Origin of the sequence: Microbacterium sp. ZW CA_36, from assembly GCF_044987475.1 — a bacterium.
GTDB lineage: Bacteria > Actinomycetota > Actinomycetes > Actinomycetales > Microbacteriaceae > Microbacterium.
In genome coordinates this window covers 1-21,569 of the sequence record NZ_JBJDRL010000037.1, presented here as the reverse complement: position 1 = coordinate 21,569, position 21,569 = coordinate 1, and the positions used below count along the sequence as shown (strand labels likewise).

General features: G+C 69.8%; 24 protein-coding genes. 13 read left to right on the top strand and 11 right to left on the bottom strand.

What is annotated here, in order from left to right; genetic code table 11:
• Window positions 1–43: 43 nt before the first annotated feature.
• A complete protein-coding gene (locus ACI3KX_RS14965) occupies window positions 44–718 on the bottom strand; it encodes an SRPBCC domain-containing protein (protein ID WP_404910240.1) in 675 nt (224 codons plus the stop codon).
• A 1-nt stretch (window position 719) separates the two neighbouring features.
• Window positions 720–1,112, bottom strand: a complete 393-nt coding sequence (locus ACI3KX_RS14960) for a metalloregulator ArsR/SmtB family transcription factor (RefSeq protein ID WP_363355736.1) — start codon at window positions 1,110–1,112, stop codon at window positions 720–722.
• Between the two features lie 82 nt (window positions 1,113–1,194).
• Between ACI3KX_RS14960 and proC the strand changes: the two genes are divergently transcribed.
• Complete coding sequence (proC, locus tag ACI3KX_RS14955) at window positions 1,195–2,037, top strand: pyrroline-5-carboxylate reductase (protein ID WP_404910239.1); 843 nt, start codon at window positions 1,195–1,197, stop codon at window positions 2,035–2,037.
• Window positions 2,038–2,086: 49 nt separating this feature from the next.
• Here the strand turns inward: proC and ACI3KX_RS14950 are convergent, their stop codons facing one another.
• From ACI3KX_RS14950 to ACI3KX_RS14940, 3 genes are read right to left on the bottom strand one after another with little or no spacing between them, the layout of a single operon-like run.
• On the bottom strand, window positions 2,087–2,479 hold the full coding sequence (locus ACI3KX_RS14950) for a YybH family protein (RefSeq protein ID WP_404910238.1): 393 nt from the start codon (window positions 2,477–2,479) through the stop codon (window positions 2,087–2,089).
• Between the two features lie 45 nt (window positions 2,480–2,524).
• Complete coding sequence (locus tag ACI3KX_RS14945; protein ID WP_404910237.1) at window positions 2,525–3,184, bottom strand: potassium channel family protein; 660 nt, start codon at window positions 3,182–3,184, stop codon at window positions 2,525–2,527.
• Between the two features lie 4 nt (window positions 3,185–3,188).
• Complete coding sequence (locus tag ACI3KX_RS14940; protein WP_404910236.1) at window positions 3,189–4,628, bottom strand: TrkH family potassium uptake protein; 1,440 nt, start codon at window positions 4,626–4,628, stop codon at window positions 3,189–3,191.
• A 65-nt stretch (window positions 4,629–4,693) separates the two neighbouring features.
• On the opposite strand from ACI3KX_RS14940, the gene ACI3KX_RS14935 reads away from it, so the two are divergent.
• The gene (locus ACI3KX_RS14935) at window positions 4,694–5,104 is read left to right on the top strand and encodes a metalloregulator ArsR/SmtB family transcription factor (RefSeq protein WP_349428618.1); all 411 of its coding nucleotides are present in this window, start codon (window positions 4,694–4,696) and stop codon (window positions 5,102–5,104) included.
• A 160-nt stretch (window positions 5,105–5,264) separates the two neighbouring features.
• Here the strand turns inward: ACI3KX_RS14935 and ACI3KX_RS14930 are convergent, their stop codons facing one another.
• Both ACI3KX_RS14930 and ACI3KX_RS14925 read right to left on the bottom strand, forming a co-directional pair.
• Window positions 5,265–6,071: an ABC transporter permease gene (locus tag ACI3KX_RS14930; RefSeq protein ID WP_404910235.1), complete on the bottom strand. Its 807-nt coding sequence runs from the start codon at window positions 6,069–6,071 to the stop codon at window positions 5,265–5,267.
• Window positions 6,068–7,000, bottom strand: coding sequence for an ATP-binding cassette domain-containing protein (locus ACI3KX_RS14925; RefSeq protein WP_349428616.1), 933 nt, complete (start codon window positions 6,998–7,000; stop codon window positions 6,068–6,070). The genes ACI3KX_RS14930 and ACI3KX_RS14925 overlap by 4 nt, the downstream gene beginning before the upstream one ends.
• A gap of 105 nt (window positions 7,001–7,105) precedes the next feature.
• Between ACI3KX_RS14925 and ACI3KX_RS14920 the strand changes: the two genes are divergently transcribed.
• From ACI3KX_RS14920 to ACI3KX_RS14900, 5 genes are all read left to right on the top strand, one after another.
• Window positions 7,106–8,035 (top strand): TetR/AcrR family transcriptional regulator, encoded by a 930-nt coding sequence (locus tag ACI3KX_RS14920; RefSeq protein WP_349428615.1) that lies wholly within the window; start codon window positions 7,106–7,108, stop codon window positions 8,033–8,035.
• Between the two features lie 109 nt (window positions 8,036–8,144).
• Window positions 8,145–8,336 carry a helix-turn-helix domain-containing protein gene (locus ACI3KX_RS14915; protein ID WP_404910234.1) on the top strand — a complete coding sequence of 64 codons (192 nt, stop codon included), beginning with the start codon at window positions 8,145–8,147 and terminating at the stop codon, window positions 8,334–8,336.
• A gap of 83 nt (window positions 8,337–8,419) precedes the next feature.
• Window positions 8,420–8,518 (top strand): 30S ribosomal protein bS22, encoded by a 99-nt coding sequence (locus ACI3KX_RS14910; RefSeq protein ID WP_003792170.1) that lies wholly within the window; start codon window positions 8,420–8,422, stop codon window positions 8,516–8,518.
• 88 nt (window positions 8,519–8,606) lie between these two features.
• A complete protein-coding gene (locus ACI3KX_RS14905; RefSeq protein WP_404910233.1) occupies window positions 8,607–8,900 on the top strand; it encodes a rhodanese-like domain-containing protein in 294 nt (97 codons plus the stop codon).
• 13 nt (window positions 8,901–8,913) lie between these two features.
• Window positions 8,914–9,165 (top strand): glutaredoxin family protein, encoded by a 252-nt coding sequence (locus ACI3KX_RS14900; RefSeq protein ID WP_363354304.1) that lies wholly within the window; start codon window positions 8,914–8,916, stop codon window positions 9,163–9,165.
• A gap of 78 nt (window positions 9,166–9,243) precedes the next feature.
• Here the strand turns inward: ACI3KX_RS14900 and ACI3KX_RS14895 are convergent, their stop codons facing one another.
• The 4 genes from ACI3KX_RS14895 to ACI3KX_RS14880 form a co-directional block, all read right to left on the bottom strand.
• Complete coding sequence (locus tag ACI3KX_RS14895; RefSeq protein WP_404910232.1) at window positions 9,244–10,017, bottom strand: tyrosine-protein phosphatase; 774 nt, start codon at window positions 10,015–10,017, stop codon at window positions 9,244–9,246.
• 162 nt (window positions 10,018–10,179) lie between these two features.
• Window positions 10,180–11,262, bottom strand: a complete 1,083-nt coding sequence (locus tag ACI3KX_RS14890) for a ScyD/ScyE family protein (RefSeq protein ID WP_404910231.1) — start codon at window positions 11,260–11,262, stop codon at window positions 10,180–10,182.
• 149 nt (window positions 11,263–11,411) lie between these two features.
• A complete protein-coding gene (aspS, locus tag ACI3KX_RS14885) occupies window positions 11,412–12,752 on the bottom strand; it encodes an aspartate--tRNA(Asn) ligase (protein ID WP_404910230.1) in 1,341 nt (446 codons plus the stop codon).
• Window positions 12,753–12,851: 99 nt separating this feature from the next.
• A complete protein-coding gene (locus ACI3KX_RS14880) occupies window positions 12,852–13,853 on the bottom strand; it encodes a LacI family DNA-binding transcriptional regulator (protein WP_404910229.1) in 1,002 nt (333 codons plus the stop codon).
• Window positions 13,854–14,120: 267 nt separating this feature from the next.
• On the opposite strand from ACI3KX_RS14880, the gene ACI3KX_RS14875 reads away from it, so the two are divergent.
• From ACI3KX_RS14875 to ACI3KX_RS14850, 6 genes are all read left to right on the top strand, one after another.
• Entirely contained in the window at window positions 14,121–15,395 is a 1,275-nt protein-coding gene (locus ACI3KX_RS14875) for an ABC transporter substrate-binding protein (protein WP_404910228.1), read from the top strand.
• 63 nt (window positions 15,396–15,458) lie between these two features.
• Window positions 15,459–16,427 carry a carbohydrate ABC transporter permease gene (locus tag ACI3KX_RS14870; protein ID WP_404910227.1) on the top strand — a complete coding sequence of 323 codons (969 nt, stop codon included), beginning with the start codon at window positions 15,459–15,461 and terminating at the stop codon, window positions 16,425–16,427.
• Window positions 16,427–17,335 carry a carbohydrate ABC transporter permease gene (locus tag ACI3KX_RS14865; RefSeq protein ID WP_404910226.1) on the top strand — a complete coding sequence of 303 codons (909 nt, stop codon included), beginning with the start codon at window positions 16,427–16,429 and terminating at the stop codon, window positions 17,333–17,335. The genes ACI3KX_RS14870 and ACI3KX_RS14865 overlap by 1 nt, the downstream gene beginning before the upstream one ends.
• A complete protein-coding gene (locus ACI3KX_RS14860; protein WP_404910225.1) occupies window positions 17,335–19,653 on the top strand; it encodes a beta-glucosidase in 2,319 nt (772 codons plus the stop codon). The genes ACI3KX_RS14865 and ACI3KX_RS14860 overlap by 1 nt, the downstream gene beginning before the upstream one ends.
• Window positions 19,650–20,423 (top strand): ThuA domain-containing protein, encoded by a 774-nt coding sequence (locus tag ACI3KX_RS14855; RefSeq protein ID WP_349428604.1) that lies wholly within the window; start codon window positions 19,650–19,652, stop codon window positions 20,421–20,423. Before ACI3KX_RS14860 ends, ACI3KX_RS14855 begins: the two co-directional genes overlap by 4 nt.
• On the top strand, window positions 20,420–21,502 hold the full coding sequence (locus ACI3KX_RS14850; protein WP_404910224.1) for a Gfo/Idh/MocA family protein: 1,083 nt from the start codon (window positions 20,420–20,422) through the stop codon (window positions 21,500–21,502). Before ACI3KX_RS14855 ends, ACI3KX_RS14850 begins: the two co-directional genes overlap by 4 nt.
• The last annotated feature ends 67 nt before the right edge of the window (window positions 21,503–21,569 follow it).

The window sequence follows — 21,569 nt, the reverse complement described above, 5'->3', positions numbered from 1 at the left end:
GCGGCATCCGTCCGCCTCCCGGCGTACGGATGACGCTCGGCGCTCACTCCTCGGCTGCGGCGGTGGTCGGCTCCCCGGTGTAGAACGCGTACGTGTTGTCGGCGGCCCGTGCGGCGACCGCGGGGTCGGCGCCGTCGGCTGCGTGAGCGGCTCCCCAGGCGTCTGCGGCGCCGCGGTAGAACGCCCTGCCCTCGTCGGTGAACGCCCATGCCTCGGCTTCTCCGGGCGAGGGGCCGTCGCCTGCGCTCAGGTGCAGGCCGAGGCCCAGCAGGCCGCCGTCCCAGCCGACGCCCGTCGCACCGGGGCCGTAGACGTCCCAGAACTCCGCGGGCACATCGTCGGTGCGGGCGACGTGCTCGAGTTCGAACCTTGTCTCGGCGTCGCCCTCGGCCGTCAACCGCACGGTGAGCCAGGTCACGCCGCCGCCGTACTCCCAGGTCGCCGTGAAACGGGCCGAGCCGTCCGCAGGAGGCGCGCACTCCTGGATCTCGCCGCCGGCGTTGCCCTCGATCTGATACCGGCCGCCGAGCCGGAGATCGCCCGTGATCGGCTGGAACCATCGCGCGATCCGCGCCGCGCTGGTGACGGCGTCCCACACATCGTCGATGGGGGACGGATACGTCTGCGCGAGCGTCTGGACGCGCGCCGGGTAGCCGTCGATCTCTGCGCTCGCGATCTCGCGGGTCACCGCGTCGAGCTGGTTCTGTACGTCGACCATGTCATTCCTCCTGGGGGTCGGTCGTGTCGGATTCGTCGCTCGCGGCATCCGGTTCCTGCTCGGCGGCGAGCCGGCGCTGGCGGCGTCCTCGGGCGAGCTCGGTGCCGAGGGCGTCGAGGTGCGGCTGCCAGAAGCGCCGGAACGGGTCGAACCACGCGGCGGCGTTCTCGAGCGGCTCGGGAGCGATGGCGTACAGCCTCCGCACGCCGTCGGGACGCACCGTCGCGAATCCCGACTCCCGCAGCACGCGCAGGTGCTGCGAGACGGCGGGCTGCGAGATGCCGAACTCGCGCTGCACGTCCTCGCCGATCTCGCCGGCGCTGCGCTCGCCCTCCGCCAGGAGTTCGAGGATGCGCCGGCGAACCGGATCGCCGAGGATGTCGAGTGCGTGCACGATGTCCATACTTGCTCGTGCGCTTATATAAGTCAAGTGTTAAGTCCGAGAGCGCTGTGCTCAGCGCTCGTAGGATGACGCCATGCCTGCTGACCTCACCGCCCTTCCGCCCATCGCGATCCTCGGCGCCGGCTCGATGGGCGGCGCGATCGCGCGCGGCCTCTCTCGCTCCGGCCTCGCCGGCGGGGGAGTGACGACCACGAACCGTTCGCGCGCGAAGGCCGCCGAGCTCGACGGGCTCGACGGCGTGACCAGCGTCGCGCTGGAGGCGAACCCGACCGCGAACACGGATGCCGCAGCCGCCGCCGACGTCGTGCTCGTGGGAGTGAAGCCCCCGATGGTCCCCGATCTGCTGCGGGAGATCGCCCCGTCGCTGCGGCCCGGCGCCATCGTCGTGAGCCTCGCCGCGGGGGTCACGATCGCGACGTTCGAGCAGCTCCTCGGCGGCGTCGCAGTGCTGCGCTCGATGCCGAACACGCCCGCCCTCGTGGGGCGCGGCGTCACCGGGCTCGCGGCAGGGTCGCAGGCAGACGCCGATGCGGTCGCCACGGTCCGGCGGCTCTTCGAGACCGTCGGCGCCGTCGTCGAGGTGCCCGAGGCGCAGATCGACGCGCTGTCGACGATCTCGGGTTCGGGTCCCGCCTACTTCTTCCTCCTCGTGGAGGAGTTCACCAAGGCCGCCGTCGGCAAGGGTTTCTCGCCGGCGGAGTCGCAGCTGCTGGCGGAGCAGACGTTCATCGGCGCCGCCGCGCTGCTCGAGGCCTCCGAAGACGACCCGGCGGCGCTCCGCCGACGCGTCACGAGCCCGAAGGGCACCACGGAGCGGGCCGTCGCCGTGCTGCAGGACGCGAAGCTCGACGAGGTGTTCGCCCGGGCGACGGACGCGGCGCTCGCGCGCGCGAAGGAGCTCGCCCAGGGCGGTTGAGCGTGCACGCGGGCACGCGATCCGCGGCGGGCACGCGATCCGCGGCGGGTCAGTCTCGAGGCTGCTTCATGTACCACTCGGTGAACGCGCGGGCCCGCCCTTCCTCGTCGAGGTCGATCACCCACAGGTTGCGGTAGACGCGGCCGTCGGGCAGCTCGTCGTCAGGGGCGTAGACCGTGCGGCCGTCCACGAACACGCGGTCGCCGTCGACGCCCGCGATCTCCCACTCGAACTCGTACGTGCCGGGCTCGTCGCGCGCCTCGAGCCAGCCGGCGACGATGGCGTCGGCCCCGGCCCACGGTTCACCCCAGGGCTGGGTGAAGTACACGGCATCGTCGGTGAAGAGGCCCCGGATGTCGGCGGGCTCATTCGTCTTCCATGCGTTCTCGTACGCGTCGACCCATCGCCGGGCGGCGGCATCCGTCGTGTTCCGCTCTGTCATGCCGCGAGTATGCCGCGGGGCGGGGACATCCGACAGAGGGCCGCGTCAGCGCTCGAGCGAGGCGAAGCGCTCGATGTCGGAGTTGGTGCCCGAGACGATGATCAGGTCGTGGTTGGTGACCACGGTGTTCGCCTCGGCGTAGCGGAAGGGCTTGCCCGGGCTCTTCACGCCCACCACGGTGACGTTGTACTTGGTGCGCACGCCGGACTCGTTGAGGCCGACGCCGCGGATGAACTTCGGCGGGTACAGCTTGGCGAGGGCGAAGTCGTCGTCGAAGCGGATGAAGTCGAGCATGCGGCCGCTGACCAGATGGGCGACGCGCTCACCGGCCTCGCGCTCGGGGTAGATGACGTGGTTCGCCCCGACGCGGGCGAGGATCTTGCCGTGCGACTGCGAAACCGCCTTCGCCCAGATCTGCGGCACCTTGAGGTCGACCAGGTTCGCGGTGATGAGCACCGACGCCTCGATCGACGAGCCGACGGCGACGACGGCGACCTGGAAGTCCTGCGCACCGATCTGCTTGAGCGCGTCGATGTTGCGGGCGTCGGCCTGCACCGTGTGCGTGACGCGCTCCGACCACTTCTGCACGAGATCGAGACTGTCGTCGATCGCGAGCACCTCGCGATCGAGCCGATCGAGCTCACCCGCGCACGCGGCGCCGAAGCGCCCCAGTCCGATCACGAGAACGGGCGCGTCGCCCCTCATCCGCTCAACCAACGATGGGCCTTTCCACGGGCAGCGAGTAGAGCTGCGAACGGGATGTCGCGGCCACGGCCGCGGCGAGAGTCACTGTACCAATGCGGCCCATGAAGATCGTCAGGGCCATCACATAGACGGCCGGATCCGACAGCTCGGCCGTCAGGCCGGTGGAGAGGCCCACGGTCCCGAAGGCCGAGATGACGTCGAACAGGACGTCCGACACCTGCTCCTGCGAGATCTGGGAGATCACGATCGTGGAGAGTGCGACGATCGTCGCCCCCCACGCGACCACGGAGAGGGCGACGCGCTGCACGTCGCTCGGGATGCGCCGGCCGAACGCCTGAACCGACGGGCGACCCTTGGCCTCGGAGAACACGGCCAGTGCGAGCACGGCGAGCGTCGTCACCTTGATGCCGCCCGCCGTCGAAGCCGAGCCGCCGCCGACGAACATGAGCATGCAGCCGACGATGAGTGACGAGCCGTGGAGCTCGCCGATGTCGACGACGGCGAAGCCGCCGGACCTGGTCATCGCCGACAGGAAGAATGCCTGGAACGTGGTGTCCCAGGCATCCATCGACCCGAAGGTCTTCGGGTTGTTGTACTCGAGCGCGAGGAAGGCCGCCGCGCCGGCGAAGAACAAGAGCACCGTGGTGATCATCGTGAGCTTCGTGTGCAGCGGCCAGCGGCGGACGTCCCACACGTGCTTCCACAGGGCGTAGATTACGGGGAAGCCGATGCTGCCGAGGAACACGCCGACCATCAGCACCGTCAGCAGGAAGTAGTCGTCGGCGAACGGCTCCAGTCCGCCCGGATTGGGCGTGAAGCCCGTGTTGGTGAACGCCATCGCCGCGTAGAACGGGGCCTCCCAGAGGGCCTCCAGCGGCCGGATGCCGGCGAGCAGGAGCGACGGATACAGGGCGATCGCGACGAGCGCCTCGATGAGGAGGGTCGAGAGTGCGACCGTGCGCAGCAGCTGGCCGACCTCGCCGAGGCGGACCGTCTGGCTCTCGTTGACGGGTCCGGCGTGGGCGCGCATGGGATTGGTGTCGCTCGCGGCGATGAGCTTCGCCCGCAGCCCGAGGCGCTTCGAGATCACGAGGCCGAGGATCGACGCCAGGGTGAGGACGCCCATCCCGCCGATGTTCACGCCGATGAAGATGATGACCTTGCCCAGTGGCGAGAACGTGGATGCGATGTCGACCGTGGACAGGCCGGTGACGCAGATGGTCGAGACCGCGGTGAACACCGCGTCGGCGAGCGGCAGCCGGCGGCCGTCCGCGGACGCGGCGGGCAGAGACAGCAGCGCCGTGAAGACCAGGATCAGCGACACGAACACCAGCACCGCGAATCGCGCGGGCGAGGTGGTGGTCAGATTGCGCAGCTGATCCCACAGCCGTCGCAGCATCGACGGGATGCGCCGCACGAGCGACCCGGCCGGGTCCGTCGTCATGCGTCGCCCCCTTCTCCAAGACCCCAGTCATGGTACTCCGCGGGGCTCCCGACTAATCTGAGCACATGGCGGACATCTTCGACGTGATCGCGGACGGAACACGTCGCGACATCCTGCGACTGCTGCTCGATCGATCATCCGCCGGAGAGCGCGGCACCAGCGTGTCGCACATCGTCACAGAGCTCGGCGCCAGCCAGCCGACGGTCTCGAAGCACCTCAAGGTGCTGCGCGAGGCGCACCTGGTCTCGGTGCGCGAGGAGGGGCAGCATCGCTACTACAGCCTCTCGGCCGCACCGCTGGACGAGGTCGACGACTGGCTCGTGCCGTTCCTCGACGGCGACGGCGGCGAGGCCGGCGAAGGGGTGGCCGTGGCGCTGCCCGACTCGGCCGCCCATGCGGCCGAAGTCGTCGGACGAGCCGCCGCCTCGGCCAAGCACGCTCTCGAGAACGCCTTCAAGCGCCTCCCCGGCCGCTGAGTCGTCGTCCGGTCGTTGAGCGAGGAGCGCAGCGACGAGACGAAACGCGCCGAGTCGACCTCTGTCGTCTGCTCGGGCGTTTCGTCATCTGCGTTTCGACTCGCAAGCTCGCTCAACGACCGGACCCGGGGGAGGATGACCCCGCGCAGCGGGACGGGCTCTACCGGCGCCCGGCCTTGCGGCGGAACAGCCAGGCACCCCAGACGAACGAGACGACGAGGATCCCGAGGCACCAGGCGATCGCCCACCCGACGGTGTCGTCGACGGGCGCTCCCATCAGGAGGCCGCGGATCGTCTCGATGATCGGAGTCACCGGCTGGTACTCCGCGACGCCCTGGAGCCACTCGGGCATCGTGTCGACCGGCACGTACGCGCTCGAGAGATACGGCAGGAACAGGATGATGAACCCGTAGCCGTTGGCGCCCTCGGGGCTGCCGGAGGCGAGCCCGATCGCCGCGAACAGGTACGTGATCGCGAGGATCCAGAGCGCGATCACCGCGACCGCGCCGAGCCAGCCCCACAAGCCCGCCGTCGGACGGAACCCCACGAGCAGTGCGACGCCGATCACGATCGCTGTCGCGAACAGGTTGCGCAGCAGACTCGCCACGACGTGTCCGGTGAGCACGGCGCTCGCGCGCACGGGCATCGTCCGGAACCGGTCGATGATGCCGGCCTTCATATCGCCTGCGACGTAAACGGCGGTGGAGGCGGCGCCGAAGCCGGCGCACGTGAGTATCACGCCCGGCACGACGTAGTTGACGTAGTCGCCGGTGGGGTCGATCGCCCCGCCGAAGACCCACGTGAACATCAGCATGAGCATCACCGGCAGCAGGATCGCCATCAGCAGCGATTCGCCGTCGCGCAGCGAGTGTAGAAGGCTGCGCCCGACGAAGACACCCTCGGCGGTGAGGCCGGTCACCCGCGGACGCAGCGCGGGGAGGGTCGGCGAGGCGGTCACGGTGGTCATGCGATCTCCTTCATGGTGTCGGCCCGGCGGGCGTCGGCGCGCTCGCCGCGGCCGTCGGGGGTGGTGAGTGCGAGGAACACGTCGTCGAGGCTCGGTCGCCGCAGCGTGACGACGCCCTCGGCGCCCGACTCGTCGAGCACGTCGAGCGCCCGGCGCAGACCGGTCACCGAGCCGTCGGTGGCGACTTCGCGGACGAGCTCGCCGTGCGCGTCGTGCAGCTCGACCGTGTCGCCGCCGATGCGGGACTTCAGCTGCGCGGCGGTTCCGGTGGCGACCACGCGGCCGCCGTCGAGCACGGCGATGCGGTCGGCCAGCTGGTCTGCCTCCTCGAGATACTGCGTGGTGAGGAAGACCGTGGTCCCCGCGTCGGCGAGCGAGCGGATGACGTCCCACAGTTCACGGCGGCTGCGAGTGTCGAGCCCCGTCGTCGGCTCGTCGAGGAACAGCACCTCGGGCGTGACGACGAAGCTGAGCGCCAGGTCGAGCCGTCGGCGCATGCCCCCCGAGTAGGTGCCGACGCGGCGGGATGCGGCATCCGTCAGTCCGAAGCGCTCGAGCAGCTCCGCGGCGCGTCTGCGGGCCGAGCGCCGGGAGAGCCCCGACAGGCGGCCCATCATGACGACGTTCTCGGTGCCGGTGAGGACGTCGTCCACGGCGGCGGCCTGGCCGGTCAGGCTGATGCGGCGCTTGACCTGCTCGGGAGCACGCGCCACATCGACGCCCGCGACCGTGGCGGTGCCGGCGTCGGGGTGGACGAGCGTCGTGAGGATGTTGATGGTCGTGGTCTTGCCGGCGCCGTTCGGGCCCAGGAGCGCGAAGACCTCGCCACGGGCGACGTGGAGGTCGAGACCGTCGAGCACGTGCTGGCGGCCGAACGTCTTTCGCAGGCCCTCGACGACGATGACCGGCGGAGCGGTGCGGTCGGGCATGGGACTTCCTCTCAGAGATCTGTGTATGGGCGAAACTGTGTACAGCATTAACTGTTTATGACGGTAACACACTGTTTACCTCATAAACAGTCTTAGACTGACGGGATGACCGACGCCGTCGAGCCCGAGCTTCCGCGGGGCATCGCCCTCGCATGGGGCGTCGCCGCCAGTCCGCAGCGGGGTCCCAAGCGCGAGATGAGCGTCGAGCGCATCGTCGAGGCGGCGATGGAGATCGCGGATGCCGAGGGCCTGGGCGCCGTGTCGATGGCGGCGGTCGCGGCGAAACTCGGGTTCACGCCCATGTCGCTGTACCGGTACGTCACCGCGAAGGAAGACCTCGTGCTGCTCATGCAGGAGGAGGCCACCGGGTCGCCTTCGGAGGCGACGCGGGAGGCGGGCGGCTGGCGTGAGCGCCTGGAGGCGCTGTTCGGCGAGCAGCTGCAGCATTACCTGCGGCACCCCTGGGTCCTCGACATCCCGATCTCGGGCGTTCCGGCCACTCCCAACAGCGCAGCGTGGATGGATGCCGGGATCAGCGCGCTCGACGAGACGCCGCTGACCTACGAGGAGCGGTTGGCCGTGATGCTCCTGGTCACGGGCACGGCGCACTGGGCGGGCACGGTGCTCGCCGGGTATGCGCGCGTGGAACGCGAGCAGGGTGTCGGCAGCGACACGATCGCCCGCAACGAGGATGCGATGTTCCGGGCGCTCATCACCGCCGAGGCGTACCCCTCACTGCGGGCCGCGATCGAGGCGGGTGCGTTCCTGGACGACTCGGACCCGTTCTCCTTCGCGCTGGAGCGCGGCCTCGACGGGGTCGCCGCCTACATCGCCGCCGCAGCCGAAGGCCGGCGGGGCGAGCGCAAGCAGTGGGTCACGCTCGACGATGCCGACATCGCCGACGACAAGAAGTTCCGCGAGGCGCAGAAGGCGGTGCGGCAGGCCGAGAAGGCGCTGCGCGACGCGCGCAAGCTCGAACGTCTGGCCGCGCGCGAAGCGCACGACCGCAAGGCGCGCCAGCGCGCCGATGCGTGAACCGGCCTCATCCGCCACAGAAGTCACAGCCGTTCACACAGGCACCGTGTTTACACGCCGGTCCCGCGCGTTCTAGAGTGTGTGCAGCACTCCTGGGGAAGGAATCGACATGGCTGAACTGTCCGATGTGCGCTTCCTCACGGTCGCCGAGGTCGCCGAGCTCATGCGCGTGTCGAAGATGACGGTGTACCGCCTGGTGCACTCCGGCGAGCTGCCCGCTGTCCGCTTCGGACGCAGCTACCGGGTCCCCGAGTCCGCCGTCACCGCGGCCCTGCAACGGCCGATCGCCGACGTCGGCTAGACTGATCCGAGGCATTTTCCGTAACTGCCCGTTCCCGGGCGCCGCACACGCCGCGCCCAGACCCCGACATAGTGAGGTTTTCCGTGGGTTCTGTCATCAAGAAGCGCCGCAAGCGCATGGCGAAGAAGAAGCACCGCAAGCTGCTTCGCAAGACTCGCCACCAGCGCCGCAACAAGAAGTAAGCGGCATCCGCACCAAGCGCCTGTCTTCGGACGGGCGCTTCGTGTATGCCTGCTCCGCCCGGCGGAGTCCGCGACCCGAGAGGCCGACATGAAGTCCATCACCGTTCAGCAGCGGCGTGAGCGCGCCGACACCCCGCTCATCGACGTGCGCGAGGTCGACGAGTTCGCCGCCGGGCACGTGCCCGGGGCGGTCAACATCCCGATGTCCGCGATCGGCGGCCGGCTCGACGAACTGCCCGACGGCGCGTTCGACGTCATCTGCGCGATCGGAGGCCGTTCGGGCCGCGTTGTCGAGGCCCTCGAGGCGCGTGGCTACGACGCCACCAACGTCGACGGCGGCACAAACGAGTGGATCGCCGCCGGCTACCCGGTCGAGGCGTGACGGCAGAGCCCGCGTGACCACGATCACCCTCATCGGCAAGCCGGACTGCCACCTGTGCGACGTCGCCCGCGAGGTCGTCGAGACGGTCGTGGCCGAGCTGCCCGAGGACGCCGTCGACGTCGAGGAGCTCTCGATCGCCGAAGACCCCGCGCTCTACGCGCAGTGGTGGGAGAAGATCCCGGTGGTGCTCATCGACGGAGAGCTGCACGGCCACTGGCGTGTGTCGCCCGACCGCCTGCGTGCCGCGCTCAGCACCGCGCGCTGATCTCGATTCTCCGCTCCGGCGCCCCGCGCGACGCCCACGGCGTCATCCGAACCCGCTCGGCATACTCGACGAGAGCGGTCACGCGGTCAGCCGCGCGCGGAGCGTGTCGAGCTCCGCGTCGGAGAGGCCACCCGACTGGAGGTAAGCGGCGGCGCCGCCCTCGCCGTCGACCCACGTCAGCGCCTGTTCGATCGCTGCGGGAGGAGTCGCCGTCACCAGAGTGCGCAGGGAGTCGGTGATTGGCACGCCCATGGCGGTGATGGTGCCGAGCATGCTTTCGGCCCACGGTCCGGCCAGGTTCGCCTGAGAGGACGCGTAGTCGGCGACGATGGCGTCCCGCTCTGCGCCCGCGGCATCGAGCATGAGCGCGACCGCGACTCCGGTGCGGTCCTTGCCCGCGGTGCAGTGCACGAGCACCGCGGTCGGCTCGTCGTCGGTGGATGCGCCGACGAGGCGCGCGAGTCCCGCGAACGTCTCGGCGCCCTGGGCGAGCATCGACAGGTACAGCTCGCCGAGCGTGGGAAGCTGAGCCAGCACGGTCGCGAACGACTCCGGCGTCGCCGTCGCCTCGTGGCCGACGCCGGGCTGGGGGAGCGCGCCCTCCAGGAGGGCCAGCGATTCGACCCGGAAGGAGCGCGACACGGGCAGTCGGTCGGGCGCCATCTGCTGCTCCATCGGTGTTCGGAAGTCGGCGATCACCCCGACCGCCGAGTCTGCGAGCTGCGCGAGCCCGTCGTCGGTGAGCGCGTTGAGAGCAGCCGACCGGTAGAGCACGCCGCTGCGGCTGACACCGCCTGAGGTCAGAGGCATCCCGCCCGTGTCGCGGAAGTTGAGCAGTCCCTCGATCCCCATGAGCTTCACCCTAGCCGCGCCGCGACGGAGTCATCCGCATCGGGCGAAGGGCGCGTGAGCGCGCGTTCCATCGTGCACGGGCAGCCGTCTGCTGCGCACGCGCGGCGCCCGGCCCGAGACGGGGTCCCGAACCGGGCGCTGGTCCTCAGCTGTAAGGGGACCTCAGCGCAGGTCGACCGCCAGCACCTCGCCGGCGCCGGCCGCGATGGAGCCGGTGCTGACATACGCCGTCGTGCCGTGGATCGCCACGCCGTACGGGGCGAACAGGCCGTCCAGCACCGCCGGGTGCTGCTCCGACCCCGGCACCACCTGGCGGAGCGAGCCGATCGGGTTCCCCTCGAGGAAGCTGCTGTCGCTCAGCTGCACGGCGTAGAGGGTCTGGTGCTGCCACGCAAGGCTCGTGACGTTGCTCAGGCCCGTCGCGTAGATGGTCGGCGCCTGACCGGGGACGACGCGCCAGATCCGGGACTCGCCGACGGGGAAGGGGAAGCCGAGAAGCTCCGACACGTAGTACGCGCCGTCGGGGCCGGTGACGACGTTCGTCGGAACCGATTCGGCGGGAATCGGGTCGCCGCCCCACGGCGGGACTCCCATCGCCGGCGGGAGGACGGCGACCGTCTGGTCGGGGAGGTTCCCGCCCATCGTCACGATCGCGTTCGCGCCCGCGTCGGCGATCGTCCAGCGCTTGCTGTTCACGTCGGTGAAGCCGTTGGGATTGGAGTCGACCAGCCCGCCGTCGGGATTCACGGCGGCTTCGTAGGCGGTGACGTCCTCGGCGACGGTCAGGTCCTGTCCGATGCGACCGGTGAGCATCGTGCCGAGCTCAGCTCCGGCGGGTCCGAGCAGTGCGCGCGTCTCGAGGTTGCCGCCGAGGCCCATGAGCACCGAGATGTTGCTGCCGCGGACGCTCACTGCGGAGGGACCCGACGCAGCGGAGCCGTCGGCCCCGGCGAGCGACGGGAGGCCGGTGACGACGCGCGTCTGAGTGCCTCGCCGGATCTCGGTGACAGCGCCCGTGTCGCCGAGGCACACCGTCGCTTCCGGATCCTCCGGATTAGGAAGGCAGGCACCGTCTCCGCCCGTGCCGGCCTCGGCGACGTAGACGGTGCCCCCGGCGCCGATGGACAGCTGCCGGGGGTTGTCGAGGCCGGTGGCGACCACCGACGACTGACCGGCCGCGACGGCGGGCGCCCCGGCGGAGACGACCGCGATGGCGGCCGCCGTGGCGGTGACGAGGGCGAGCACGGCTCGCTTCTGTCGAGAACTCGAAATAAGCATGCAAGGACTCCCAGCAGATGGATCGGCGAGGTGACGATGAGCCGTCACCGCGCACAGCATCCTCGGCTGGGAGGCCTGCCACAAGGGGGAAATCCCCGAAGGGATCCCCAAATCTGTTACGGGGCGAGGCGCGTCGGGCCGCGGAACAGGTACGTGACCTCGCGGATCGACGACTCGCCGAGCAGCAGCATCATGACGCGGGCAAGACCCATGCCGAACCCGCCGTGGGGCGGGGCGCCGTAGCGGAAGAAGTCGAAGTAGAAGTCGAGGTGCTCGGGCTCGAGACCCTTCTCCTTCGCCTGCTCGATCAGCACATCGACACGGTGCTCGCGCTGCGCGCCCGTGGTGATCTCGACGCCCTTGAAGAGCAGGTCGTACGATTTGGTGAGCCCGGTCTCCTCGTCGCGCATGTGGTAGAACGCGCGGATCTCGGGGTGGTAGTCGGTGATGAAGACGAACTGGTGGCCGTAGGTCTCCTCGACGTACGCCGAGATCTGGCGCTCGCCCTCGGGGTCGAGGTCGCCGTCGGTGCGGGGGATCTCGTAGCCCCGGCTCTTCACGATCTCGCGCGCCTCGGCGAGCGGGATGCGCGGGAATGGGATGGCGGGCACCTGCACCTCGAGGCCGAACAGCTCCTCGATCTCGGCGCCGTGCTTGTCCTTGACCACCTGGAACGCCGTCTGCAGAAGCTCCTCCTGCATGCGGGCGACGTCTTCGTGCGAGTCGATCCAGCTGATCTCGGCGTCGATCGACGTGAACTCGGTCGCATGGCGCGAGGTGAACGAGGGGTCGGCGCGGAACGCGGGGGCGATCTCGAAGATCTTGCCGAAGCCGGCGACCTGCGCCATCTGCTTGAAGAACTGCGGCGACTGCGCGAGGTAGGCGGTCTGGTCGCCGAAGTACTCCAGCGAGAACAGCTCCGCGTTCGACTCGGATGCCGAGGCCATCAGCTTCGGCGAGTGCACCTCGATGTAGTCGCGCTCGATCCAGTACGAGCGGAAAGCGTGCTCGAGCGTGGTCTGCACCCGGAAGATGAGGTTGTTGCGCCGCTGGCGGAGGTCGAGGAATCGCCAGTCCATGCGCTTGTCCATGCCGCTGTCGGCGGCGATGGGCGTCTCGGGGAGGGCGGCGGCAGCGACGTCCAGCGCGCCGATCTTGATCTCGACGCCGCCGAGCTTGACGCGCTCGTCGTGCTTGAGCTCACCCGTGACCGTCAGGAAGGTGCCCGTGGCGAGGTTCGAGATGAGGTCAGTGAGGGCCAGTGCACCGGCATCCTGTGCCGAACCGTCCTCGGCGGGCCGGGTCGCCGGATTGACCAGCTGCACCGCCCCGGTCTCGTCGCGAAGGATGACGAACTGCACCTTCTTCTGGTCGCGGACGGTCTCGACCCATCCGGAGACGGAGACGGGGCCGTCGGCGAGGCCCTTGAGCTGGTTGACGAGAACGCGTTCAGTCACGAGGGACAAGTGTACGTGGGGCTGCGCACCCCGCCTGTCGGTGCCGTCCGAAGCATCGACGGCGTGGCAGATGCACAGTGGTGCGGGTGAGCATCACGCTCAGAGCGACTCCCGGCGCACGATCGACGTCGGCAGCACCTGGACCTTCTCTGCGGGCAGGCCCCGGATGGTGGCGATCAGCGTGTCGGCCGCAGCCCGCCCCATCTCCTCGAGCGGCTGGCGCACGGTGGTCAGCGGCGGATCGGATGTGCTCGCGATGAGGACGTCGTCGAATCCGACCACCGAGACGTCGGTCGGCACGCGGCGTCCCGCGGCCTGGAGCACCCGGATGGCACCGGCGGCCATCAGGTCGGATGAGGCGAAGATCCCATCGAGATCGGGTGCCCGCTGCAGCAGCCGCGCCATGGCGGCCGTGCCGCTGTCGAGCGTGAAATCGCCATGCACGATGGGCCCGGGCGTCAGGCCGTGCCGCGCGAGCTCGTCGGTCCATCCGCGCGTGCGCTCGCGTGCCTGCTCCAGATCGAGGGGGCCTGTGATGATGCCGATCGAGCGGCGGCCCGCCTCGACGAGAGCGCGCGCTGCCAGCACGCCGCCGCCGTAGTTGTCGGAATCGATGACGATCGGATCCGGGCCGATGTCGGCGTGAGGGCGACCCACCCACGCGATGGGCACGGGGGAGTCGGCGAGCCGCTCGACCAGGTGCGTGATCTCGTGCTGCAGGATCACGATCGCCCCGTCGAGGGCGCCGGAGCGCAGGAAGCGGGGAATCCGGTCGAGGTCCTCATGGTCGGCGGGCAGGAGGACGGGCTGCACCTCGCCCGCCGACAGTCCCTTGGCCGCGCCCTTCAGCACGGCCGTGAAGAAGGTGCCGCTCAGGCTTCCGAGCTCGTCGAAGGCGATCACGAGGCCGATCGCCCCGGCGCGTCCGCCCCGCAGCACTCGCGCGGCGAAGTTCGTCTCGTAGCCCAGACGCCGGGCCTCGCGCTCGACGGCCGCCGCCATCGCGGTGTCCACATTCGTCGCGCCGGCGAGCACGCGGGCGGCCGTCGCGCGGGAGACCCCGGCGGCCTGCGCGACGTCGACGATGGTGGGTCTGACCATGGCTCCCCCCGTGAGCGTGGGCATGACGGAGAAGATCGTTCTCTCGCCGTCTCCATCATTGCATGGGTGGGGGCCGTTCCGCGGGTCGGACGCGCGGATACCAGCCCGATATGGAGGCTGAGTGCGACCAGGGCGCCACTGGGAATTCGTTCCAGGGTTGCCGCCGGCCCGGTAGGGCGGCTACTGTGGCCATCGCTGAGAGATCGATCTCTCAGCACCGGAGCCAAACCTCCCGCAGCCACATGTCCCCGAAGAAGAGGAGCTGTTGTGAATCGTCGCAAACTGGCCCTGCCCATCGCAGCAGTCGGTGCACTCGCGCTGGTGCTGTCCGGATGCTCGGGAGGATCGGGCTCCGGCTCCGACGATCCCGACGCCGAATTCGAGTTCTGGTCGTTCACCGGCATCGGCCAGAAGGACTCGGTCGATCGCTACCTCGAGGAGATGCCCGACGCCAAGGTGAAGCTGTCGGAGGTCGGCAGCACGACCGAGACCGCCACCGCGCTGACCGCGGCCCTCGCCGGTGGCCGCGTCCCCGACCTCGTGATGATCCAGAACGACGATCTGCCCAAGTTCGTGGAGAACCCGGGCAACTTCGTCGACCTGCGCACGCTCGGCGGCGACGATGTCGGCGACGACTACCTGGACTGGGCGGTCGACGCCGCCACCGCCGATGACGGCTCGCTGATCGGCATCCCCACCGATGTGGGCGGCCTGAGCTTCGCCTACCGTGCCGATCTCTTCGAAGCGGCCGGCCTGCCGACGGATCCGGCAGAGGTCGCGCAGATGTGGTCGTCGTGGGACGACTTCATCGCCATGGGCGAGCAGTACACGGCTGCCACGGGCCAGCCGTTCGTAGACAACGTCGAGACGTCGGTGTTCTTCTCCACCGTCAACCAGGTCACGGAGAAGTACTACTCCCCGGACGGCGAGCTCATCTTCGACACCAACCCACAGGTCGAGGAGGCGTTCGACGTCGCCGTGCGCGCGTACGACGCCGGCATCAGCGCCAACATCCCGGCATGGTCGTCGGGCTGGGCACCGGGCAAGGCCAACGGCGCCTTCGCGGTGACCACGGCGCCCTCATGGATCCTCTCCGGGCTCAAGAACGACGCCCCCGACACGGAAGGCGACTGGCGGATCGCGTCCATCCCGGGTATCGGCGGCAACTGGGGCGGCAGCGTCATCGCCATCCCCGCCCGCGCCGACAACAAGGCGGCGGCGTGGCAGTACATCGAGACGATGCTGTCGCCGGAAGGTCAGACGGAGCACTTCGCGCAGACCGGAACCTTCCCTGCGGCTGAGGCGGCGCTCGAGAGCGACGAGGTGAAGGGCTACACGGACCCGTTCTTCGGCGACTCGGCCATCGGCGCCACCATCAGCGAGTCCGTGCTGCAGTTCAACTCGTTCTACAACGGCCCCGACACCAGCGCGATCGGCGGAGCCCTGCTCAACGCGCTCGTCGACATGCAGGCCGGCAACGTCGACCCGGCCGACGCCTGGGAGACCGGCGTGGCCAGCGCGAAGGCCGCCATCGGGGGCTGAGCCCCACCCGACCAGCGGTGGCCCGGCCATGGGCCGGGCCACCGCCCCGACCGAGGCAGGAAGATGACCGCCACCGCCACCGCCACCGCCATCCCCGTCCAGAAGATCCGCCGGGGAGACCGGCCACCCTCCCGGAAGATCCGGCACCCGCTCGCGGAGCGGATCGCGCCCTACGTCTACATCGCGCCGTTCTTCGTGCTGTTCGCGATCTTCGGCCTCTTCCCGCTGCTCTTCACGTTCTATGTCGCGCTCTTCGACTGGAACCCGATCGGCGAGCAGACGTTCGTCGGGCTGGCGAACTTCGAGCGGCTCGTCCAGGACCCCCGGTTCTGGAACGCGTTCGTCAACACCTTCGGCATCTTCCTCATCTCGACGATTCCGCAGCTGCTCCTGGCGCTCGGCCTCGCGCACCTGCTGAACCACGCGATGCTGAAGTTCGCGAACTTCTTCCGCATGGCGCTGCTGGTGCCCTACATCACCTCGGTCGCCGCGACGGCGCTGGTGTTCGCGCAGATCTTCGACAAGAACTTCGGGCTGATCAACTGGGTGCTCGGGTGGTTCGGGATCGGCGAAGTCAACTTCCTCGCCTCGCAGGTCGGCTCGTGGATCGTGATCTCGTCGATGGTGATGTGGCGGTGGTTCGGCTACAACACCCTCCTGTACCTCGCCGGTCTCCAGGCGCTGCCGCGGGAGATGTACGAGGCGGCCTCGGTGGACGGGGCATCGAACTGGCAGCAGTTCATCCACCTGACGATCCCGTCGCTGCGCCCGATCATCATCTTCACGGTCATCATGTCGACCATCGGCGGGCTGCAGATCTTCACCGAACCGCTGCTGGTCGCCCCCGAGTCGGGTCTCACCTGCGGCGGCGGGCGGCAGTGTCAGACGCTCGCCCTCTTCCTTTACGAGCAGGGCTTCGGACAGTTCGAGTTCGGCTACGGCTCCGCCATCGGCGTCGCACTGTTCGTGATCGTCGTCGTGGTCTCGCTCATCAACTTCTTCCTGACCACCCGCACCCGGAGGGCACGCTGATGTCCAATGTCATCGACCAGGCCATTCCGCAGACGCCGGAAGAGGCGCTCGCGCAGCCCGAGAAGACACCGTCGCGTCGCGGCGGACGCCTGGGCCGCGTGCCCTGGCCCGTGTACGCCATGCTCATCGTCGCGGTCGTCATCAGCGTCTTCCCGCTGTACTACATGTTCGTGATCGCATCGGTGGGAGCCTCCGCGGTCACCTCGATCCCGCCGCGGCTGTACCCGGGATTCAACTTCTTCGAGATCGCCGCCAAGGTGTTCGAGACGGTCCCGTTCTTCCAGTCGCTGCTGAACAGCGTGATCGTGTCGCTGGCCATCGCGGTGATCGCCTCGCTGCTCTGCGCGCTCGCCGGATTCGCGTTCGCGAAGATGCACTTCCCCGGCCGCAACGCGCTGTTCCTGATCGTGCTGCTGACGATGACGGTGCCGGCGCAGCTCAGCGTCATTCCGCAGTACCTGATCATCTCGTGGCTCGACTGGGTCGACACTCTGCAGGCGATCATCGTCCCCGGGCTCGCCAGCGCGTTCGGCATCTTCTGGATGCGTCAGCACATGGCCACGACGCTGAGCGACGAACTCATGCAGGCGGCGCGGATCGACGGGGCGAACAGCTGGCAGATCTTCTGGCGCATCGGCTTCCCCGTGGTGCGGCCGGCCGCGTTCGTGCTGGGCCTCATCACCTTCACCGCGGTGTGGAACGACTTCATGTGGCCGTTCATCGTGCTCAAATCGCCGGAGCTGTTCACGGTGCAGATCGCACTGAAGCAGCTGCAGGCCAACCGCACCATCGACCTGGCGCTGACGATGGGCGGCTCCTTCATGGCGACGCTGCCGCTGCTCATCGTCTTCTTCTTCGTCGGCCGGCGAATGGTCGCCGGCATCATGGATGGGGCGTTCAAGGGCTGATGAGCGCGCACGCCGACGTCATCGATCAGGGTCGATGGCGGGACACGACGCTGAGCGCGCGTGAGCGCGCGCAGGCACTCGTCGACGAACTGACCCTCGAGGAGAAGGTCGCCCAACTCGGTTCCGTCTGGCTGACGGATGCCGCCGACGACTTCGCCCCGACCCTGGAGGGCGGTCTAGCGACCGAGGGCACCGATCCCTTCGCCCACGGGCTCGGTCAGCTCACGCGCGTGTTCGGCACCGCGCCGGTGAGCGTGCGCGAGGGCGTCACACGACTGCGCGAGCTGCAGTATCGCGTCGTGGCGAACCAGCGGCTCGGCATCCCGGCCCTCGTCCACGAGGAGTGCCTCACTGGCCTCGCGGCGTTCGGAGCCACGGCCTTCCCGACGCCACTGGCGTGGGCGGCGACATTCGACGAGGAGCTCGTGCGCGACATGGCCCGGGCGATCGGCGACGACATGCGCGCGATCGGCGTGCATCAAGGCCTCGCCCCCGTCCTGGACGTCGTGCGCGACTACCGGTGGGGTCGGGTCGAGGAGACCCTGGGCGAAGACCCCTACGTGGTCGGGCAGCTGGGTGCGGCGTACGTCGCCGGTCTGGAGGGCGCGGGCGTCGTCGCCACCCTGAAGCACTTCGCCGGATACGCGGCGTCGCGGGCCGCGCGCAATCACGGACCGGTGAGCATGGGACCGCGGGAGTTCGCCGACACCGTGCTGCCGCCGTTCGAGACGGCGCTGCGCCAGGGCGGTGCGCGCAGCGTGATGACCTCGTACACCGATGTCGACGGTATCCCGAGCACCGCGAACCGGCAGCTGCTCGACGGTGTGCTGCGCACCGAGTGGGGTTTCGACGGGACCGTCGTCGCCGACTACTGGGCCGTGCCCTTCCTCGTGTCGATGCACCGGGTCGCCGCGGACGGCCCCGCGGCCGGTGCTCTCGCGCTCCGCGCCGGCGTCGACGTGGAACTGCCCTCGACCGTCGCGTACGCCGCACTGCCGCGCCTCGTGCGCGAGGGTGTCGTGGACGAGAGCGACATCGACCGCGCAGCGGTGCGTCACCTCCGCCACAAGATCGAAGCCGGCCTGCTCGATCGCGGGCCCGTCGTGCCCGACGGAGCGGAGGATGTGCTGCTGGACACCCCGCGCAACCGCGCCATCTCTGCGGCGCTCGCCGAGGAGTCGATCATCCTGCTGAGGGACAATGGGATGCTGCCGCTCGCCGAAGCGCGACGGATCGCGCTGATCGGCCCCGCCGCGACGGAGTACCGCAGTCTGCTCGGCTGCTACGCGTTCCCCAATCACGTGCTCACCAAGTACCCCGGCCACGCCCCGGGCATCGACATCCCGACGATCGAGGACGCCGTGCGCGCTGAGTGGGGCCACGCCCGGGTCCGCTCCGAGCGTGGCTGCGAGATCGTCGGCGACGAGGAGGTGCGGATCGACGAAGCGGTCGCGCTCGCCCGCGACAGCGACGTCGCCGTACTCGTCGTCGGCGATGTCGCCGGCCTGTTCGGGGCCGGGACATCCGGCGAGGGGTGCGACGCGCCCCACCTGCGGCTGCCGGGCCGCCAGGACGACCTGGTCCGTGCGGTGCTGGCGACCGGGACGCCGACAGTGCTCGTCGTCGTCTCGGGGCGCCCGTACGCGCTCGGCGATTACACCGAGGCGGGAGCGATCGTGCAGGCATTCTTCCCGGGTGCGGACGGTGCGGCGGCCGTCGCCGGCGTGCTCTCCGGCCGCATCGCGCCCAGCGGGCGGCTCCCCGTCCAGATCCCGCGTTCTCCCGAGGCGACCGGCACGTACTTGCAGCCGCCTCTCGGTCGCCACAACCGCGGCATCACCGTCGCCGACCCCACGCCGCTGTTCCCGTTCGGCTTCGGGATGACGCCTGGCCGGATCGTCTACGAGAGCATCGAGACGCCGGCAGTGCTGCCGACCGGCGGCGCCGCGGAGGTGGCGGTTGTCGTGCGCAACGACGGTGCGGATGCCATCGAGGTCGTGCAGCTGTATGCGTCCTTCCCCTCCGGTCCGATCGTCCGCCCGGATGTCCAGCTGGTGGGCTTCGCGCGCATCCCGGTCCCCGCCGGCGCGCGACGCACCGTGCGGTTCACCCTCGAGGCCGCCCGGCTCGCGGCGACGGGCACTGACAACAGGCTCGCCGTCGAGCCCGGCGTCGCGGTACTCTCGGCCGGCCCTTCGGCGGCGGAGCGTCCGATCGAGACACGCGTGCGCCTGGCGGGGCCCCGGCGCGTCCTGCTGGCGCGGGCCGGCCGGACGGCATGGGATGTAGACGCGACCGAAGCGAAGGAGACAGCATGACGCAGACGCGGGGCATCCGGGTCCTGGTGTGGGGCGAGAACCACCATGAGAAGCACGATGAGGTGCCACGCCGCCTGTACCCAGACAGCATGCACGAGACGATCGCCGCCGGACTGCGCTCGCTCCTCGGCCCCGACAGCGTCGTCGATACGGCGACGCTCGACGATCCGGAGCACGGCCTGAGCGCCGAGCGCCTGGAGCAGACCGATGTGCTCTTCTGGTGGGGGCACGTTCGACACGACGCCGTCGACGACGCCGTGGTGGAGCGGGTTCATCGCGCCGTCCTCGGCGGCATGGGGCTGGTGGTGCTCCACTCCGGGCACTTCTCCAAGATCTTCATCCGTCTGATGGGGACGACGTGCAGCCTCCGATGGCGGCAGGGGGATGACCGCGAACTGGTGTGGACGGTATCGCCGAACCATCCGATCGCCGCCGGCGTGCCGCATCCGATCGTCATTCCCGCCCAGGAGATGTACGGCGAGTTCTTCGACGTGCCCGCCCCCGACGAGCTCGTGTTCGTCTCCAGCTTCAGCGGGGGAGAAGTGTTCCGGTCCGGGATGACCTTCTCCCGCGGACGCGGGCGCATCTTCTACTTCTCTCCGGGCGATCAGGATTACCCCGTCTACCACCAGCCGGAGATCCAGCGGGTCCTCGCCAACGCGGCCGGATGGGCGTTCCAGGACCGGCCGCGGGACCTTCCGCACCTGACGATGCACCGCACGGGCGAGTTCGACACGCCTCGCGAGTGGAACGGCGAGGTGCTGACATGAGAGAGGTCGTCCTCGTCGGTGCGGGAGGGATGGGCCGCGCCTGGATGGACGTGATCGAGCGACGCCCTGATCTGCGCGTGAGCGCGTTGGTGGACGTCTCGGTCGCCGCCGCGCAGGCGGCGGCGCGCGAGCGGGGCTGGGACGTCCCGTGCGTCGCCACGGTCGCCGAGGCGTTCGCCGCCGTGGAGCCGCCGAGCATGCTGCTCAACGTCACGATCCCCGAGGCCCACCGGGCGGTCAGTGAAGCGGCGCTGCGCGCCGGTGTGCCGGTGCTCAGCGAGAAGCCGGTGACCCCGACGGTCGCGGACGCCCTCGCCCTCGCCGCCGTGAGCGAACAGCAGGGAGTCCTCCTCGCGACCAGCCAGTCGCGGCGACACCTGGCGGGTCTGCGCGCGTTCCGCGACGCCGTGGCGGCGTACGGCGGCGCGGGCCAGCTCGACGCCGCGTTCTTCCAGAACCCGCGTTTCGGCGGCTTCCGCGATGAGATGGACTCGCCGCTGCTCATCGACATGGCGATCCACACGTTCGATCAGGCGCGATACGTCCTCGGCAGTGAGCCGGCGTCCGTCTACTGCGAGGAGTTCTCGCCGCCGTGGAGCTGGTATCGCGGGGGTGCCGCTGCCCAGGCGGTCTTCCGCTTCACCGATGGGGCGAGGTTCGCGTACTCCGGAAGCTGGTGCGCCGACGGCCTCACCACGTCGTGGAACGGCGCCTGGCGCGCGAGCGCGGCCGGCGGCTCGGTCGAGTGGGACGGCGAGCAGGCGGTCCGTGCGCAGGACGCCCACGACGCCCCGCAGACGCTGCAGCCTGTCGAGCAGGCGGAAGGGCTCGATGCCGCCCTCGCCGAGTTCCTGCAGGCGCTGGACGGCGGGCCGCTGCCGTCGGGTGAGATCCGCGCGAACATCTGGAGCCTTGCGATGGTGGAGGCAGCCGTCGCGTCGGCGCGGTCCGGCGCCCCGGTGCTCCTCGACGAGGTGTTCGCGCGGGCAGCGGCGGCGTGCGTGGCCGAGGCGCGCAGCAGCGGTGACGACGACACCGCCGACCTCGTGGCGTCGTGGGGCGGTGCCCCGCCGCGGTGACGTCGGCTCGGCGGTGCGCGCCGCCGCCGTGACCCCCAGTCGGCCGCCTGCAGGGGCACCACGGCGG

Bases quoted from the DNA above. Each gene is read 5' to 3' on its own strand.
- ACI3KX_RS14905 (WP_404910233.1), top strand. From the start codon at position 8,607: ATGAAGTCCATCACCGTTCAGCAGCGGCGTGAGCGCGCCGACACCCCG.
- ACI3KX_RS14930 (WP_404910235.1), bottom strand. From the start codon at position 6,071: ATGACCACCGTGACCGCCTCGCCGACCCTCCCCGCGCTGCGTCCGCGG.
- ACI3KX_RS14935 (WP_349428618.1), top strand. From the start codon at position 4,694: ATGGCGGACATCTTCGACGTGATCGCGGACGGAACACGTCGCGACATC.
- ACI3KX_RS14850 (WP_404910224.1), top strand. From the start codon at position 20,420: ATGAGAGAGGTCGTCCTCGTCGGTGCGGGAGGGATGGGCCGCGCCTGG.
- ACI3KX_RS14870 (WP_404910227.1), top strand. From the start codon at position 15,459: ATGACCGCCACCGCCACCGCCACCGCCATCCCCGTCCAGAAGATCCGC.
- ACI3KX_RS14865 (WP_404910226.1), top strand. From the start codon at position 16,427: ATGTCCAATGTCATCGACCAGGCCATTCCGCAGACGCCGGAAGAGGCG.
- ACI3KX_RS14925 (WP_349428616.1), bottom strand. From the start codon at position 7,000: ATGCCCGACCGCACCGCTCCGCCGGTCATCGTCGTCGAGGGCCTGCGA.
- ACI3KX_RS14940 (WP_404910236.1), bottom strand. From the start codon at position 4,628: ATGACGACGGACCCGGCCGGGTCGCTCGTGCGGCGCATCCCGTCGATG.
- ACI3KX_RS14855 (WP_349428604.1), top strand. From the start codon at position 19,650: ATGACGCAGACGCGGGGCATCCGGGTCCTGGTGTGGGGCGAGAACCAC.
- proC (WP_404910239.1), top strand. From the start codon at position 1,195: ATGCCTGCTGACCTCACCGCCCTTCCGCCCATCGCGATCCTCGGCGCC.
- ACI3KX_RS14895 (WP_404910232.1), bottom strand. From the start codon at position 10,017: ATGGGGATCGAGGGACTGCTCAACTTCCGCGACACGGGCGGGATGCCT.
- ACI3KX_RS14915 (WP_404910234.1), top strand. From the start codon at position 8,145: ATGGCTGAACTGTCCGATGTGCGCTTCCTCACGGTCGCCGAGGTCGCC.
- ACI3KX_RS14950 (WP_404910238.1), bottom strand. From the start codon at position 2,479: ATGACAGAGCGGAACACGACGGATGCCGCCGCCCGGCGATGGGTCGAC.
- ACI3KX_RS14860 (WP_404910225.1), top strand. From the start codon at position 17,335: ATGAGCGCGCACGCCGACGTCATCGATCAGGGTCGATGGCGGGACACG.
- ACI3KX_RS14945 (WP_404910237.1), bottom strand. From the start codon at position 3,184: ATGAGGGGCGACGCGCCCGTTCTCGTGATCGGACTGGGGCGCTTCGGC.
- ACI3KX_RS14965 (WP_404910240.1), bottom strand. From the start codon at position 718: ATGGTCGACGTACAGAACCAGCTCGACGCGGTGACCCGCGAGATCGCG.
- ACI3KX_RS14880 (WP_404910229.1), bottom strand. From the start codon at position 13,853: ATGGTCAGACCCACCATCGTCGACGTCGCGCAGGCCGCCGGGGTCTCC.
- ACI3KX_RS14920 (WP_349428615.1), top strand. From the start codon at position 7,106: ATGACCGACGCCGTCGAGCCCGAGCTTCCGCGGGGCATCGCCCTCGCA.